Source organism: Amycolatopsis sp. cg13 (assembly GCF_041346965.1).
GTDB lineage: Bacteria > Actinomycetota > Actinomycetes > Mycobacteriales > Pseudonocardiaceae > Amycolatopsis.
On record NZ_CP166848.1, the window covers coordinates 6,683,493 to 6,698,729 of the forward strand.

15 protein-coding genes are annotated in these 15,237 nt (G+C 68.9%); 8 read left to right on the forward strand and 7 right to left on the reverse strand.

Features of this window, described 5'->3' with window-relative positions; translation table 11 throughout:
- From AB5I40_RS31275 to AB5I40_RS31295, 5 genes are read right to left on the reverse strand one after another with little or no spacing between them, the layout of a single operon-like run.
- Nucleotides 1-1,347 (reverse strand): serine hydrolase domain-containing protein, encoded by a 1,347-nt coding sequence (locus AB5I40_RS31275; RefSeq protein WP_370933816.1) that lies wholly within the window; start codon nt 1,345-1,347, stop codon nt 1-3.
- A 23-nt stretch (nt 1,348-1,370) separates the two neighbouring features.
- Nucleotides 1,371-1,994 carry a response regulator gene (locus tag AB5I40_RS31280; RefSeq protein WP_370933817.1) on the reverse strand — a complete coding sequence of 208 codons (624 nt, stop codon included), beginning with the start codon at nt 1,992-1,994 and terminating at the stop codon, nt 1,371-1,373.
- A complete protein-coding gene (locus tag AB5I40_RS31285) occupies nt 1,991-3,178 on the reverse strand; it encodes a sensor histidine kinase (protein WP_370933818.1) in 1,188 nt (395 codons plus the stop codon). The genes AB5I40_RS31280 and AB5I40_RS31285 overlap by 4 nt, the downstream gene beginning before the upstream one ends.
- Nucleotides 3,157-3,972: an ABC transporter permease gene (locus AB5I40_RS31290; protein ID WP_370933819.1), complete on the reverse strand. Its 816-nt coding sequence runs from the start codon at nt 3,970-3,972 to the stop codon at nt 3,157-3,159. The genes AB5I40_RS31285 and AB5I40_RS31290 overlap by 22 nt, the downstream gene beginning before the upstream one ends.
- Nucleotides 3,969-4,808: an ABC transporter ATP-binding protein gene (locus AB5I40_RS31295; protein WP_370933820.1), complete on the reverse strand. Its 840-nt coding sequence runs from the start codon at nt 4,806-4,808 to the stop codon at nt 3,969-3,971. The genes AB5I40_RS31290 and AB5I40_RS31295 overlap by 4 nt, the downstream gene beginning before the upstream one ends.
- 152 nt (nt 4,809-4,960) lie before the next feature.
- On the opposite strand from AB5I40_RS31295, the gene AB5I40_RS31300 reads away from it, so the two are divergent.
- Complete coding sequence (locus AB5I40_RS31300) at nt 4,961-6,667, forward strand: SDR family oxidoreductase (RefSeq protein ID WP_370940647.1); 1,707 nt, start codon at nt 4,961-4,963, stop codon at nt 6,665-6,667.
- Between the two features lie 14 nt (nt 6,668-6,681).
- A complete protein-coding gene (locus AB5I40_RS31305; protein ID WP_116203364.1) occupies nt 6,682-7,263 on the forward strand; it encodes a TetR/AcrR family transcriptional regulator in 582 nt (193 codons plus the stop codon).
- A 54-nt stretch (nt 7,264-7,317) separates the two neighbouring features.
- Here the strand turns inward: AB5I40_RS31305 and AB5I40_RS31310 are convergent, their stop codons facing one another.
- Entirely contained in the window at nt 7,318-8,457 is a 1,140-nt protein-coding gene (locus AB5I40_RS31310; protein ID WP_370933821.1) for a citrate synthase 2, read from the reverse strand.
- A gap of 479 nt (nt 8,458-8,936) precedes the next feature.
- Here AB5I40_RS31310 and AB5I40_RS31315 point away from each other — a divergent pair, with 479 nt between their 5' ends.
- Genes AB5I40_RS31315 through AB5I40_RS31340 form a run of 6 tightly spaced genes read left to right on the forward strand, consistent with a single transcriptional unit; the run spans nt 8,937 to nt 13,378 of the window.
- Entirely contained in the window at nt 8,937-9,239 is a 303-nt protein-coding gene (locus tag AB5I40_RS31315; RefSeq protein WP_370933822.1) for an urease subunit gamma, read from the forward strand.
- Between the two features lie 10 nt (nt 9,240-9,249).
- Nucleotides 9,250-9,555 (forward strand): urease subunit beta, encoded by a 306-nt coding sequence (locus tag AB5I40_RS31320; protein WP_037715807.1) that lies wholly within the window; start codon nt 9,250-9,252, stop codon nt 9,553-9,555.
- Nucleotides 9,555-11,276, forward strand: coding sequence for an urease subunit alpha (locus AB5I40_RS31325; RefSeq protein ID WP_370933823.1), 1,722 nt, complete (start codon nt 9,555-9,557; stop codon nt 11,274-11,276). Before AB5I40_RS31320 ends, AB5I40_RS31325 begins: the two co-directional genes overlap by 1 nt.
- Entirely contained in the window at nt 11,276-11,962 is a 687-nt protein-coding gene (locus AB5I40_RS31330) for an urease accessory protein UreF (RefSeq protein WP_370933824.1), read from the forward strand. Before AB5I40_RS31325 ends, AB5I40_RS31330 begins: the two co-directional genes overlap by 1 nt.
- Entirely contained in the window at nt 11,952-12,653 is a 702-nt protein-coding gene (gene ureG, locus AB5I40_RS31335; protein WP_370933825.1) for an urease accessory protein UreG, read from the forward strand. Before AB5I40_RS31330 ends, ureG begins: the two co-directional genes overlap by 11 nt.
- Entirely contained in the window at nt 12,650-13,378 is a 729-nt protein-coding gene (locus tag AB5I40_RS31340; RefSeq protein WP_370933826.1) for an urease accessory protein UreD, read from the forward strand. The genes ureG and AB5I40_RS31340 overlap by 4 nt, the downstream gene beginning before the upstream one ends.
- Here the strand turns inward: AB5I40_RS31340 and AB5I40_RS31345 are convergent.
- A complete protein-coding gene (locus AB5I40_RS31345; RefSeq protein ID WP_370933827.1) occupies nt 13,343-15,019 on the reverse strand; it encodes a cytosine permease in 1,677 nt (558 codons plus the stop codon). The two genes, AB5I40_RS31340 and AB5I40_RS31345, sit on opposite strands and share 36 nt — an antisense overlap.
- Nucleotides 15,020-15,237: the final 218 nt, after the last annotated feature.

Below are 15,237 nucleotides of genomic sequence, written 5' to 3' on the forward strand. Positions count from 1 at the left end.
TCAGCGCCACCCGTCCTCGTCCAGCCCGCCGGGAATGGGCGCGGCCGGGTCGTACGGGGTGCGGCTGAAGATGAACGTCGCGAGGTTCAGGTGGTTCGCGGTCCCGTCCGCGGCGCGGCCGACGGTGAGGGTTTCGCCCGCGTAGTAGCCGTCCAGGCCGATCCAGGTGTCCGGACCTTCGGGGCGGAAGCGCGACGCCCGTCCGGCTCCGACGGCCGGGTTCAGCGAGATCAGGCCGTCGCCCTGCACGCGCAGGAAGTACGGCGACGGGCCCCAGTGCCACAGGCCGGTCAGCGCGAGCAGTTCCGGGTCCACAGTGGACGGAAGCCACTCGTCGGGGAGCGCGGGTTCGAGGTCGTCGGCGGTGGTGAGCAGGTCAAGGCACAGCTGCGTGATGCCGACGCCGCCGGTGGAGTTCGCGAGGCACAGCGCGCCGGTGCCGCTGCGCGGGTCGACCAGGGTCGCGGCCAGGAAGCCGGGCATCGAGCCGGTGTGCCCGGCCAGGTGCCTGCCCTGGTAGCGCACGACCATCAGGCCGAGGCCGAACCCGGTCGACCACACCTCGGTGTCGTCGACGGTGTTCATCGTCCGCATTTCGTCGACCGTGGCCTCCGACAGCACGCCGCCGGTGTGGCCGCCGAGGAACGACGTCCAGCGGCCGAGGTCGGTGATCGTGGACCAGAGCTGGCCCGCCGGGGCCATCGCGCCGGCGTCCGGCCACTTCTCGGGCATCAGCACGTCGGCGAACGGGTGCACGGCGAATCCCTCGGCGTGCGCGCCTTCGGGGTGCGGGGTCGTGCGGTTCATGCCCAGCGGGGTAAGGATTTCGTCGCGCACGACGTCGTACCAGGGCCGCTCGCGGTGCCGGGCGACCAGTTCGCCGAGGACGCCGTAGCCGACGTTCGAGTAGTGGAACTTGGAGCCGGGACGCAGCTTCGTCGCGCCCTTTTCCAGGCTCGCGACGAGCGCCGCCCAGTCCGCGCCGGGCGCGCGTTCCCACCACTGGCCAGGCGATTCCGACGTGAGGCCGGAGGTGTGCGACAGCAGTTGCGCGATGGTGACCGAGCCGAACGCGGTGCCCGGCAGGTGCCGTTCCAGCGGGTCGGTGAGGTCGAGTTTGCCCTCGTCGCGCAGCCGCATGACCGCGGTCGCGATCATCGTTTTCGTGATCGACCCCAGCCGGTACTGCGTGTCGTCGTCCGGGCGCTGGTCGCCGACGCGGCCGCGGGCTCCGGACCAGACGACCTCGCCGCCCCGCACGACAGCGGCGAGCAGGGACGGGGCGCGGCTGACGGACTGCTCCTGCGCGAGCCGTCGGTACAGGGCGAGTTCGGTGGAGTCGAGCATGAGCGTCATTCTGCCCGGGCGGCTCAGCCGAGGAGTTGCCGGTCCAGGGCCGTCGTCACCGCCGCGGTGCGGTCGGAAACGCCGAGCTTCGAGAACACCCGCAGCAGGTGCGTTTTCACCGTCGCCTCGCCGATGTGCAGCTCGCGGCCGATTTCGGCGTTGGTGTGGCCCTTCGCGACCAGTCGCAGCACCTCCACCTCGCGCGCGGACAGCGGCGACGCCGGCTCCGGGTTCCGCATCCGGTGCACGAGCTTGCCCGCGACCGACGGCGCCAGCACGGTCTCGCCGCGATGCGCGGCCCGGATCGCACCGGCCAATTCGGTGCGCGACGCGTCCTTCAGCAGGTATCCCGACGCGCCCGCCTCGACTGCGCGCAGAATGTCCGCGTCGGTCTCGTAGGTGGTGAGAACGACGATCCGGCGCGTGGACGTTTCCTTGAGGATCGCGTGGATCGCGCCGACGCCGTCGAGGCCCGGCATGCGCAGGTCCATCAGGATGACGTCGGGCTGTTTCACGCGGTCGAGCGCCACCGCTTCGTCGCCGGAACCGGCTTCGCCGACCACCGTGAGGTCTTCCTCGGCTTCGAGCATGCCGCGCAGCCCTTCGCGCACCACGGGATGGTCGTCGACGAGCATGATCGTGATCACGCGGGCACCTCCAGTTCCAGTTCGGTGCCGCCGTTCGCGCCGGTCCGCACTTCCAGCGCGCCGCCCACCTGCTCGGCCCGCGAACGCATGCCGCGCAACCCGAATCCGCTTCCGTCGGCATCCGGGGTGAAGCCGCACCCGTTGTCCGCTACTCGCAACCGTATCGCTCCGTCCACAGCGGACAGCCGCACGCGGACGAGCGTCGCACCCGAGTGCTTGCGCACGTTCGACAGCGCTTCTTGCGCCGCGCGCAGCAGCACCACTTCGACCGCAGTGGACAGTGGCGGCAAAGCATCGTCCACTTCGCACTCAACCGGAATGCTTAGTTCCTCGGCGAGCCGATCTGCTTGACGCTGCACCGCTTCCGGCAGCGAGCCAGTGGCCAAATCGGACGGTGCGAGTGCGGCGACCATCGCGCGGGCTTCGGCGAGATTCTCGCGGGCGGTGCGATGGGCGAGCGCGAGATGTTTGCGCACTGTGGACAGATCAGTGTCCAGTTCGGACTCGATCGCCTGGGTCAGCGTGATGATGCTGGTGAACCCCTGGGCGAGCGTGTCGTGGATTTCCCGCGCCAGCCGTTCTCGTTCGGCCGCGGTGCCCGCTTCGCGCGACAGCCGGGCGACTTCGGCCTGGCTCGATTCCAGTTCGCGGATCAGTTCGGCGCGGGCGCGGCTTTGCCGCAGTACATCGCTGGTGAACTTCCCGGCCAGCACGCTGAAGACGATGAGGATCGCGGTCATCGGCAGCAGGACCGACAGCAACCCGTTGTCCCAGCCGCCGCTCAGCACCGCGGAGACGGGTTCGAGCAGGATCAGCAGCGTCGTCGCGACGATCCCGGGGCGCAGCTCCAGCAGCATGAACACCAGCGGGCAGGCGACGAACAGCACGAAACTCGCCGTGGTGGTCGCGAGAATGGCGGTGGCGCTCAACGCGATCAGCGCCACCGCCGCGACGACGCGAATGGTCTCGTTGTCCTCGCCGTGCACGACGCGCCGGCCCACGGCCAGATACCCGACGGCGATCGTGCCCAGCGCGGCTTCGGCCACGATCTTCGCGGTGGCCGAACCGTCGTTGACGAGCACCAGGACCGCGGTCGCCACGTAGGCGACCGCGAACAGCACTTCCCAGGACCAGAACGACCGCTGCCACGCGTCGTCCTGGGTCACTTCGCTTCGTTCGTCCACCGGAACGTCACCCTCGCGAGCACCAGGCCCACCACGCACCACACCGCCAGCACCAGCGCCACCTTCGGAAGCTCCCATGTCCCCGCCATTTCCTGGGTCGCGGCCTCCGGCGGCAGGAACACCGAGCGGAAGCCCTGGCAGATCCATTTCAGCGGGAAGAACGACGCGACGTCGACCATGATCCTCGGCAGATGCGTGATCGGCGTGACGAACACCCCGGAGATGAACTGCAGCACCAAGTACACCAGCTGCACCAGCGCCACGGTTCCGGCCGCGGACCGGGCGACCGAGCTGATCGAGATGCCGAGCAGCGTCGAGGACACGATCCCGAGCAGCAGCACCCAGAGCAGGGTCAGCCACTTCGCCGGGTCGGACGGCAGTTCGAGGTGGAACATCAGCATCGCCACCGCGGCCATCAGGACGGTCTGCGCCACGCTGGTCACCGCGACCATCACCATCTTGCCGACGAAGTAGGCCGCCGCCGGCATCGGCGTGCCGCGCAATCGTTTGAGCGCACCGATTTCCCGGTCCGCGGCGATGCCGATGCCGACGCTGTTGAACGAAGTCGACACGATGCCCGCGCCGATCATCCCGGCGGCGAGCAGCTGCCCGGACGACACCCCGGTCTGCGCGGTCGGGCCGTCGAGGATGGAGCCGAGCAGGATCATCAGCACCGCGGGCAGCGAGAAGGTGAACACCACCTGCTCGCGGTTGCGGAAGAACTGCCGCAGTTCGAGCGCGCCGCGGGCGAGGCCGAGGCTGAACGTGCCCGGCACGGCCATGGTCGTGGTCACGGTTTTTCCCCGATCAGGTCGAGATAGACGTCTTCCAGGCTGGGACGCGTCACGGTGAGGCCGGCGAGTTCCCCTTGCGCGCCAGCGAGTTGCGAGACGAGCTTCGTCGGGAACTGCGTGCGTTCCTCGTGACTGCCGCGGTCGTCCTGCCACCGTACGACGGCCTCGGCGCGTTCGCGGCCGCCGAGCGTCGCCGGCGTCCCCTCCGCGACGACCGAACCGCGGGCGAGCACGGCGAGCCGGTCGGCCAGCGCCTCGACCTCGTCCAGGTAATGCGTCGTCAGCAGGATTGTGGTGCCCTCGTGGGCGAGCCCGTCGATGAGTCCCCAGAACTGCCGCCGCGCTTCGGGGTCGAATCCGGTGGTGGGCTCGTCGAGGAACAGCAGTTCCGGACGGCCGACGATGCCGAGTGCGACGTCCACGCGGCGGCGTTGCCCGCCGGACAGCGACTTCACCCGCGCGCCCGCCTTCGCGGTGAGGCCGACCTGGTCGATCACCTCTTCCGGATCCCGCGGGTTCGGGTAGTACTTCGCGAAGTGCCGCACGGTTTCCGCGACGGTCAGTTCCGCAGCGTCGGTCGCCGTTTGCAACACGATGCCGAGGCGGGCGCGCCACGCGCGTCCCGCGGTACCCGGGTCCTCGCCGAGGACCGCGGCTTCCCCCGCCGTCCGCTGCCGGTGCCCCTCCAGGATCTCGACGGTGGTCGTTTTGCCCGCGCCGTTGGGCCCGAGCAGGGCGAACACCTCGCCGTCGTGGATGTCGAGATCGATCCCGGCCACGGCGAGGTGGCCCGGGTACTCCTTGCGCAGTCCGCGCACTCGCACTGCTGTGCTCATGTCGTCAAGAGTGCGCCGCGAAGGCCGGTCAGCGGGACGTCCGGGCAGTGGAATCCGGTTGTCCACCGAACGGTGGACACGCTGGTTTCCCGTGGAACCACGCGACCCGCTGTTGACAAGTTGTCTAACATGACAAGATGTCTCACAAGCAGGTGACTGCCAGCGACGGAGTCCGCCTTTCGGTCCGGGTGAGCGGCAACCCGGACGGGCCCACGGTCGTGCTCGTGCACGGATACCCGGACAACAGCTCGATGTGGGACGGCGTCGCTGAGGAGCTGCGCCGCGAGCACCGCGTGGTCGTCTACGACGTGCGCGGCGCGGGCGAATCCGACAAACCGCGAGCGCGCCGGGCGTACCGGCTGGACCAGCTCGCCGACGACCTCGCCGCGGTGGTCGACGAGGTGCAACCGTTCGGCACGGTCCACCTCGTCGCGCACGACTGGGGTTCGATCCAGGCCTGGCACGCGGTCACCGGCGACCGGCTGCGCGGCCGGATCGCCTCGTACACCTCGCTTTCCGGGCCTAGCCTCGATCACGCGGGCGCGTGGTTCCGCGACCAGCTGACCCGGCCGACGCCGCGTCGTCTCGGGCACGCGCTGCGGCAGTTCCTGCACTCGTACTACATCGTCGCGTTCCAGGTGCCGTTGATTCCGGAACTGTTGTGGCGCACCGGAATCATGCGCACGATGATCCGGAAGCTGGAGCCCGCCGAAACGTCGCCGAAGACGTCCGACGGCGTGCACGGCCTGAAGCTGTACCGGGCGAACATGGGCCCGCGGCTGTCCCGGCCGCAGCCGCGTCCGGCGGACATCCCGGTGCAGGTGCTCGCGCCGACCGGCGATTCGTACGTCACCGCGCCGCTGCAGACCGAGGTCGAGCGCTGGGTGCCGGATCTGCATGTCCGGCGCGTGATCGGGTCGCACTGGATCACCCGGACTAAACCCGCAGTGGTCGCTTCTGCGGCTGCTGAACTGATTGCTTCGGTGGAAACCGGCGAGGAAACCCGCGCGCTGCGGCGTGCTCGGGTTGGCGGCTCCAGCGGTCGCTTTGCGCACCGTCTCGTGGTCATTACTGGTGCGGGCAGCGGGATCGGCCGGGAGACCGCGCTGGCGTTCGCGGCCGAGGGCGCGGACGTGGTCGTCAGCGACATCAACGGCGATTCGGCCGCGGAGACCGCGAAACTGGTGCGGGAACGCGGAGTCGACGCCGGTGAGTACACAGTGGATTCTTCGGACGGCGAGGCAGTCGCCCGGTTCGCCGAGCAGGTGCGTGACGAGTTCGGCGTGCCGGACATCGTGGTGAACAACGCCGGGATCGGCATGTCCGGCCCGTTCCTCGACACGACGATCGAGGACTGGGAGAAGGTCGTGGACGTCAACCTGTGGGGCGTGATCCACGGGTGCCGCGCGTTCGCGCCGATGATGAAGGAACGCGCCGAGGGCGGGCAGATCGTCAACCTCGCTTCTGCGGCGGCCTATCTGCCGTCGAGGATCCTCACCGCTTACGGCACCACGAAGGCGGCTGTTCTCGCGCTGAGCAACGGTTTGCGTGCGGAGCTGGCGGCCGAGGGAATCGGTGTCACGGCAGTGTGTCCGGGACTGGTGAATACCAACATCACCAGCACCACCAAGTTCGTCGGTGTGGACGAGGTCGAGGAGAAGCGGCGGCAGAAGGAATCGTCGAAGCTCTACGCTCGGCGCAATTTCGGTCCGGAACGGGTGGCGCGCGACATTTTGCGTGCGGTGGAGAAGAACGTCGCGATCCAACCGTCCACTCCGGAAGCGAAGGTCGCGCTGGTCCTTTCGCGACTGACTCCGGGTTTGCTGCGGGCGGCTGCGAAACTGGACGTCACGCCGTGAGCCGTCCGCGCCGGATGACCGCGCAGGCCCGGCGGGACGACCTCATCGCGGCGGCGCTGGACCTGTTCGGCACCAGGGCCCCGGAATTGGTCACGGTGGACGACATCGTGGCACGCGCCGAGGTGTCGCGGCCGTTGTTCTACCGGTATTTCCCGAGCCTGCGGGAATTGCAAATGCAGGCGTTGCGGACGGTCACCGACGGCCTTGTCGATCGGCTCGCGACGCTTGAAGAAGGCCCACCGGAAGAACGGCTGCGCGCGGCCGTACGCGGTCTCGTCGATGTCGCCGCGCACTACCGCGAAGGCTACGTTGCGTTGCTGCGCAGCGGTTCAGTCATCGCGACTTCAGAGACGGACGCGGCGATCGACGAGGTCCGCAACCGCGCCGTCGAGCTGATCCTGGAAGCGCTGCCGATCCCCGAACCGTCGCCGTTGGTGCTGCTGACGCTGCGCTGCTGGACCGCCGTGGTCGAAGGCGCGTTGCTGTCGTGGCTGCAGGAAGGCACCGTCCCGCGCGAAACGCTGGACGGCTGGCTCGTCGATCAGCTCACCGCGATGCTCGCCGCCACCGACGCGCACCTGGCCAAAACGCCGTGAAGGACTCCTTGAGGGAATCAGATTCCCTCAAGGAGCCCTTCACGGACAAACGGCTCAGGCCTGGGAGATGAGGTTCCAGCCCTCGACCTCGGAAGGCGTGCGCGGGCCGGGGCCGACGTACTTCGCCGACGGACGGACCAGGCGGCCGGTCTGCTTCTGCTCCAGGATGTGCGCCGCCCAGCCGGCGGTGCGCGCGGAGGAGAACATCGCCGGCATCATGTGCGGCGGCACCTTCGCGAAGTCCAGGATCACCGCGGCCCAGAACTCGACGTTCGTTTCGATCGGGTGGTCCGGACGGCGTTCGCGCAGCTCGGCCAGCGCGGCCTGCTCCAGCGCGGCGGCGACCTCGTAGCGTTCGGCGCCCAGTTCCTTGCAGGTGCGGCGCAGCACGCGGGCACGCGGGTCCTCCGCGCGGTACACGCGGTGGCCGAAGCCCATCAGCCGCTCCTTGCGGTCGAGGATGCCCTTGACCAGCGCGCGGGCGTCGCCCGAACGCTCGACCTCCTCGATCATCGGCAGCACGCGCGCCGGGGCGCCGCCGTGCAGCGGGCCGGACATCGCGCCGATCGCGCCGGACAGAGCCGCCGCGACGTCCGCCCCGGTGGAGGCGATGACGCGCGCGGTGAAGGTGGAGGCGTTGAGGCCGTGCTCGGCGGCGGAAACCCAGTACGCGTCGACCGCCTTGACGTGCGCCGGGTCCGGTTCGCCGCGCCAGCGGATCATGAACCGCTCGGTGATCGACTTCGCCTCGTCGACCCGCGACTGCGGCACCGCGGGCTGGCCGATGCCGCGCGCGGACTGCGCGACGTAGGACAGCGCCATCACCGAAGCGCGGGCGAGCTGGTCGCGCGCTTCCTCGTCGGTGATGTCGAGCAGCGGACGGTAGCCCCAGATCGGGGCGAGCATGGCGAGCGCGGCCTGGACGTCGACCCGCACGTCGCCGGTGTGCACCGGAAGCGGGAACGGCTCGGCGGGCGGAAGCCCGTGCCCGAACCGGCCGTCGACCAGGAGGCCCCATACGTCGCCGAAGGTCACCTTCCCGGCGAGGTCCTCGATGTCGACGCCGCGGTAGCGCAGTGCACCGCCGTCCCGGTCGGGTTCGGCGATTTCGGTCCGAAACGCGACGATGCCCTCGAGCCCGGGCCGGAACCCGTCGTCGGCTTCGTTGGTTGTGCTGATCGTGGAGGTAGTCACTCTTCGCGAACCCTTTCGATGCGCATTCCCCGGCTGTGTTGTGCACGCGCGGACGGGATACACGCTGGCTCCTTGCGCGCCTCATCGCACGGTGGGACAAACCATGCTCCCTTTGCCCGGCCGGGGCAACGGAAGAAGTCGTGGTTTCGGTCACGATTACGAGAACGATTCAGTCCAGGTGAGCCGGGGACGAGACTTTCTCCCGTCCAGTGAGGTGGCCGCAGACTGGTACCCCGGTGGCCGGGAGGTGAATCCCGGCTTGCCGGGGCGGCCGGAGGTCACGCTCGGTGAGCGCGGCGGGCACCACGCGTGCTCCGGGGAGTGGCAGGCCGCTTCCGGGTGGAATTGCGGAATCCTTGCTGGCGCGTTCCGGCTTGTCCGAATTCTTTTCGAGTTCGGCGGACTGGCGTTGTCGGCGCTACGTAAACACTGCGTTTCCGAAGCAGGCGGAGCGCGCCCTCCGGTGGTAGACCTTGGCCATGCACCTGAGCCCGCAGGAACGCGACAAACTGCTGGTCCACGTCGCGGCGGACGTTGCTCGCAAACGGCTCGAACGCGGTGTCCGGCTCAATCACCCCGAAGCCGTCGCGCTCATTACCGACTACGTCATCGAAGGCGCCCGCGACGGGCGCACGGTCAGTGAATTGGCGGCGGGCGGGCGCACCGTGCTCACGCGGGCGCAAGTGCTCGACGGGGTGCCGGAAATGGTGGATTCCGTCCAGGTGGAAGCCACCTTTCCGGACGGCACGAAGCTCGTCACGGTGCACGAACCGATCGGTTGAGGAGGAATTCTTGCGGCCAGGCGAGATCATTCCCGGCGAGGAGCCGGTGCCGCTGAATCCGGGTCGCGCCCGGGTCCGGCTGCGCGTGCGCAACCTCGGCGACCGGCCGGTGCAGGTCGGGTCGCACTATCACTTCGCCGCGGTCAACCCCGGCCTGGAGTTCGACCGCGAAGCGGCTCGCGGGCATCGGCTCGACGTGCCTGCCGGGACCTCCGTGCGCTTCGAGCCGGGCATCGACCGGGAGGTCGATCTGGTGCCGCTCAGCGGAAACCGGCGGGTGCCGGGGCTGCGCGCCGAATATGCCGGGGAGTTCTGATGCCGGAGATCGACCGTGCCCGTTATGCCGAATTGTTCGGCCCGACCGCTGGCGACCGGATCCGGCTCGCGGACACCGACCTGCTGATCGAGGTGACCGAGGACCGGTCGATGGGTCCCGGCGGCAGCGGCGACGAGGTGCTTTTCGGCGGCGGCAAGGTGATCCGCGAGTCGATGGGCCAGGGCATGGCCACCCGTGCCGAAGGCGCGCCCGATCTGGTGATCACCGGCGCGGTGATTCTCGACCACTGGGGTGTCGTCAAGGCGGACGTCGGTGTTCGCGACGGCCGGATCGTCGGCATCGGGAAGGCGGGTAATCCGGATACAATGGACGGTGTCGACCCGGCGCTGGTGATCGGTCCGTCCACGGAAGTGCTGGCGGGCAACGGGAAGATCCTCACCGCGGGCGGCATCGACTGTCACGTCCATTTCGTCTGCCCGCAACTAGTGGACACCGCGCTCGCGGCCGGACTGACCACTTTGGTCGGTGGCGGCACCGGGCCGAACGAGGGCACCAAGGCGACCACGGTGACTCCCGGTGCCTGGAATCTCGGCCGGATGCTGTCCGCAATGGACGGTCTGCCGGTGAATGTGTTGCTGCTGGGAAAGGGAAATACTGTCCGGCACGAGGCGTTGCGGGAGCAACTGGCTGCCGGGGCGGGCGGGTTCAAGCTGCACGAGGATTGGGGATCGACGCCCGCCGCGATCGACGCTTGTCTCACTGTCGCGGACGAATCCGGTGTGCAGGTCGCGATCCACACCGACACCCTCAACGAGGCTGGGTTTCTGGAGTCCACTGTGGAGGCGATCGGCGGACGGTCGATCAACGCCTATCACACCGAGGGGGCTGGCGGCGGCCACGCGCCGGACATCATCGAGGTGTCCGGGATGGCGAACTTCCTTCCGTCCTCGACGAACCCGACCCGGCCGCACACCGTCAACACCCTCGACGAGCACCTCGACATGCTGATGGTGTGCCATCACCTGAACCCGTCGGTGCCTGAGGACCTCGCGTTCGCGGAAAGCCGGATCCGGCCGAGCACGATCGCCGCTGAGGACGTGCTGCACGACCTCGGTGCGATTTCGATGATGAGCTCCGATTCGCAGGCGATGGGGCGGATCGGCGAGGTGATCATTCGGACCTGGCAGACCGCGCACGTGATGAAGGGCCGCCGTGGCGCGCTTCCCGGCGACGGTGCGGCCGACAATCTGCGCGCCCGGCGTTACGTCGCGAAGTACACGATCAACCCGGCGATCGCGCACGGAATGGATGCGCATATCGGCTCGGTGGAGGTTGGCAAACTCGCCGATCTGGTGCTGTGGGAACCGAAATTCTTCGGCGTGCGTCCGCATGTGGTGCTGAAGGGCGGATTCCCGGCGTACGCGGCGATGGGAGACGCGAACGCTTCGATCCCCACGCCGCAGCCGGTGCTCGCGCGGCCGATGTTCGGTGCCGCGCCAGCCGTAGCGGCCGCGTCCAGTCTGCATTTCGTTGCCCCGGAAGCGTTGGAATCCGGGTTGTCGGAACGATTCCGCATCGCCCGGCCCTTGGTGCCGGTCGCGAATACCCGCCGCCGGACGAAGGCGGACATGGTGCTGAACGACGCGACCCCAGCGGTGCGAGTGGATCCGGACAGCTTCGCGGTGCGCGTGGACGGCGAGCTGATCGAACCGCATCCGGTGGCTGAATTGCCCATGGCGCAAAGGTATTTCTTGTTCTGATGGACCCAGTCGCACTCATCCTCGCCGACTCTCGGTTCCCGGGCGGCGGGCACGTGCATTCCGGCGGCCTCGAAGAGGTGGCGGCACGCGGCCTGGTCCGGTCCGAACGCGACTTGCCGGGATTCCTCTTTGGACGGTTGCGTACCGCGGGACTGCTCGCCGCCGCGTTCGCCGCTGCCTCAGCGCATGCCGCCGCTCGAACCGTCGAGAGTGTCCATTGGCGACGGCTCGATCATGAACTCGACGCACGCACGCCCTCGCTCGCGCAACGGGAAGCGTCGCGAGCGCAGGGCAGGGGCAGCGCACGATCCGGCCGTGTCGCGTGGCCGTCACCAGTGCTGTCACAGCTGCTGGCAGAAACCCCGCGCCCGCACCATCCGATCATCAGCGGCGCGCTCGTCGGCATTGGCGGCGGCAGTCCGTTCGACGCGGCTATGGCGGTCGCCTATCTCGCCGTGAGCGGACCGGCGAGCGCGGCCGTACGTCTGCTCGGGCTGGACCCGTTCGCCGTGAACGCGGTGGTCGCGCGGCTTGCCGGGCCATTGCGCGAAGTGAGCGAGCAGGCCGCCGAGACCGCCGGTGCGGATCCGGCCGATTTGCCAGCTCCAGCGTCGCCGGCGCTGGACTTGTTCGCCGAGGAACACGCTCGGCATCACCAGGAAGAGGTGCGTCTCTTTGCCAGCTGAACACGGTCACGGGCACTTCCACGCCGTCAACTTCGACCCGACCGCCGCCGAACCGGACCATTACGACGCGGCGCCGACCGCCGGGCGGGCGTACCGGATCGGCATCGGCGGCCCGGTCGGCAGCGGCAAGACCGCGCTCACCGCGGCGTTGTGCCGCGCGCTGGGCGCCGAATACAACCTGGCCGTGGTCACCAACGACATCTACACGACCGAGGACGCGGACTTCCTGCGCCGAGCAGGCGTCCTCGATCCGGAGCGGATCGAAGCGGTGCAAACCGGAGCCTGCCCGCACACCGCCATCCGCGACGACATCACCGCGAATCTCGACGCGGTGGAAAAGCTGGAGGAAAAGTTCCCCGGCCTGGAATTGGTCATCGTGGAAAGCGGCGGCGACAACCTGACCGCGGTGTTCAGTCGAGGACTCGCCGACAGCCAGATCTTCGTGGTCGACGTCGCGGGCGGCGACAAGGTGCCGCGCAAGGGCGGGCCCGGCGTGACGACGGCTGACCTGCTGGTGATCAACAAAACGGACCTCGCCCCGCTGGTCGGCGCCGACCTGACCGTGATGACCTCGGACGCCCATCACATGCGCGGCGACCTGCCGGTGTTCGCCCAGTCCCTAGTGGACACTCCGGACGCTCCCGCCGTCGCGGACTGGGTGCGCTCGCTGGTGCCGGTCCGGCAGGGGTGAAGGCGCACGCACGCCTGGTCGCGGCCCTCGACGACGGGCGGACGGTGCTGCGAGAGCTGAAGTCGATGGCACCGCTGACGCTCGTCCCGCGTCGGCAGCGCGGCCCTGGCGCGGTGGTGCACCTGGTCAACTCAGCTACCGCACCTCTCGGCGGCGATGAGCTACGGCTCGAGATCCAGGTCGGGCCTGGTGCGGAGCTGATGCTTTCCGGCGTCGCGGCGACCCTCGCGCTGCCCGGTCTGCGCGAGGTGCCGAGTTTGTCCACTGTGGAGATCGTCGTCGAGGACGGTGGCTCGTTCGAGTACCTGCCAGAGCCGACCGTCGTCACCGCCCGCGCCGACCACGCCGCCGTGCTGCGCGCCGGCCTGGCTGCTGATGCGTGGTTCCACACCCGGGAAGTCCTCGTGCTCGGCCGCGAAGGCGAACGTCCGGGCCGGTTGTCGTCGACAGTGCATGTGACCTGCGGCGACGTCCCGGCGCTCCGGCAGACGCAGACCGTCGGCGACCCTGCCTTGGACGCGAGCCTCGCGGTGCTGGCCGGGCACCGGGTGCTGGTGACGGAGATCGAGTTCGGCGGCCCGCCGCGGCGAGCGGAGTCCGGACCGTGGTGGTCGCGGACGCCGCTCGCCGCGGGCGGCACGTTGACGACCGCGGTCGGTCCGGACGTGGTGACCGCGTCGAGACTCGGTTTATCCGGCGGTGCGGAAGGTCGGCTCGGGCAATGAGACCGGGCCAGCTGTGCGGCACATGTCGTGGCAGCTGCTGTCGAGTGTGCAGCACAGCGAGCAGATCGCGCCGCCCTGGTTGGCGCAGTCGGCGATGTCCGGCAGTTCGTAGGCGTCGCCGCAGACCGAGCAGTTGTGCGTCGCGGTGAGGTCCTGGTCGACCTCAGGGCCGGAAACGAGGTTGGGCCGCACCAGGTAATACCGACCGCGGGTGGCCGCCGCGAGCGCTGGCACCAGCACGACGGCGATCACCAGTGCCAGCAGCGGGCTGAAGGCCGCCAGGTATTCGCCGAACGCGCCGAAGTACGCCGCGATCGACACCGCGGAAGCGAGCACCATGGAACCGAACCCGACCGGGTTGATCTTGTGCAGGTAAGCCCGCTTGAATTCGATGTAGCGCGGGGAAAGGCCGAGCGGTTTCGCGATCACGAGGTCCGCGCACACCGCGCCGATCCAGGCGATCGCGACGTTCGAATAGAAGCCGAGGATCTTGTTCAGGAAACCGAACGCGCCGAACTCCATCAGCGCGAGCGCGATCCCGCAGTTGACCAGCACATACCAGGCGCGGCCCGGGTGGCGGTGCACTACGCGGGAGAAGAAGTTCGCGAACGACAGCGAGCCGGAGTACGCGTTCGTCGTGTTGATCTTGATCTGCGAAACCACCACGAACAACGCGGCGAAGGTGAGCGCGGCCGGTCCGAGCGCGGGCCGCACCGCCTCGAGATAAGGCGCGATCGGCTCCAGCGCCGCGGTCTTGCCGACCGCCCCGAGCGCGAGGAAGGCCAGCAGGGCGCCGCCGATCTGCTTGGCCGCGCCGAGCACCACCCAGCCTGGCCCGGCGGCGAGCACCGCGGCCCACCAGGAGCGCTTGTTCTCCGCCGTCTTCGCCGGCATGAAGCGCAAGTAGTCGGCCTGCTCGCCGATCTGCCCGATCAGCGACAGCGCGATGCCCATCCCGAAACCGAAGCCGACCGCGGAGAATCCGGAACCCGCTCCCTCGATGCCGCCGAACGTCGCGAAATCGGCGAATCGGCCGGGTTCCCGCACGAGCACCACGACGAACGGCAGGACCAGTCCGGCGATCCAGATCGGCTGCGTCCAGGTCTGCATCTTCGCGACCGCGCCCATCCCGTAGAGCGCGAACGGCAGCACGATCAGCGTCGCCAGCAAGTAGCCGATCGGCAGCGGAATGCCCAGTGCCAGTTGGAACGCCTGACCCATGATCGAGCCTTCGAGGGAGAAGAAGATCACGGTGAAACTGGCGTAGACGAGCGAGGTGAGGGTGGACCCGAAGTAGCCGAATCCGGCGCCGCGGGTGAGCAGGTCCATGTCCACGCCGTAGGTCGCGCAGGCGCGCGCGATCGGCACACCAGTCACGAAGATCACTACCGCGGCGGCCAGGATGGCGAGGACTCCTGAGGTGAAGCCGTAGGACAGCACGATGCTGGCACCGATGGCGAAGTCGGCGAGGTAGGCGATCCCGCCCAGCGCGGTCGTCGCGACGACCAACGGCGACCAGCGCCGGAACGATTGCGCGGCGAAGCGCAGGGAGTAGTCCTCGCGGTTTTCATTGGCGGCGAGCGCGGCGTAGGTGCGTTGCGGTTTTTGCGTGTCGTCGCGTTCGGACAGAGTTTCGGTCATCTGACCTGCCTCCGTAACTGGGGACGGGTGCCGGAGCAGGTCGAAAGGTAGGTGCGGGCTGTATCGATCAGGGACCGGCCCGTGAACGCCGAGTTACAACTCGGCGTCCTGCGGTTAAGGGCCGGTGGCGGGCCGGGCGTGGCAGGAGTCACCGTTCGGTGGGTTTCGCCGGGACCGGCGACCCAATACCGTCGCTGGATAGCCGTGATTCGACACCC

Coding starts and splice junctions, on each gene's coding strand:
- AB5I40_RS31345 (WP_370933827.1), bottom strand. CDS start 15,019: ATGACCGAAACTCTGTCCGAACGCGACGACACGCAAAAACCGCAACGC.
- AB5I40_RS31325 (WP_370933823.1), top strand. CDS start 9,555: ATGCCGGAGATCGACCGTGCCCGTTATGCCGAATTGTTCGGCCCGACC.
- AB5I40_RS31305 (WP_116203364.1), top strand. CDS start 6,682: ATGACCGCGCAGGCCCGGCGGGACGACCTCATCGCGGCGGCGCTGGAC.
- AB5I40_RS31315 (WP_370933822.1), top strand. CDS start 8,937: ATGCACCTGAGCCCGCAGGAACGCGACAAACTGCTGGTCCACGTCGCG.
- AB5I40_RS31275 (WP_370933816.1), bottom strand. CDS start 1,347: ATGCTCGACTCCACCGAACTCGCCCTGTACCGACGGCTCGCGCAGGAG.
- AB5I40_RS31330 (WP_370933824.1), top strand. CDS start 11,276: ATGGACCCAGTCGCACTCATCCTCGCCGACTCTCGGTTCCCGGGCGGC.
- AB5I40_RS31295 (WP_370933820.1), bottom strand. CDS start 4,808: ATGAGCACAGCAGTGCGAGTGCGCGGACTGCGCAAGGAGTACCCGGGC.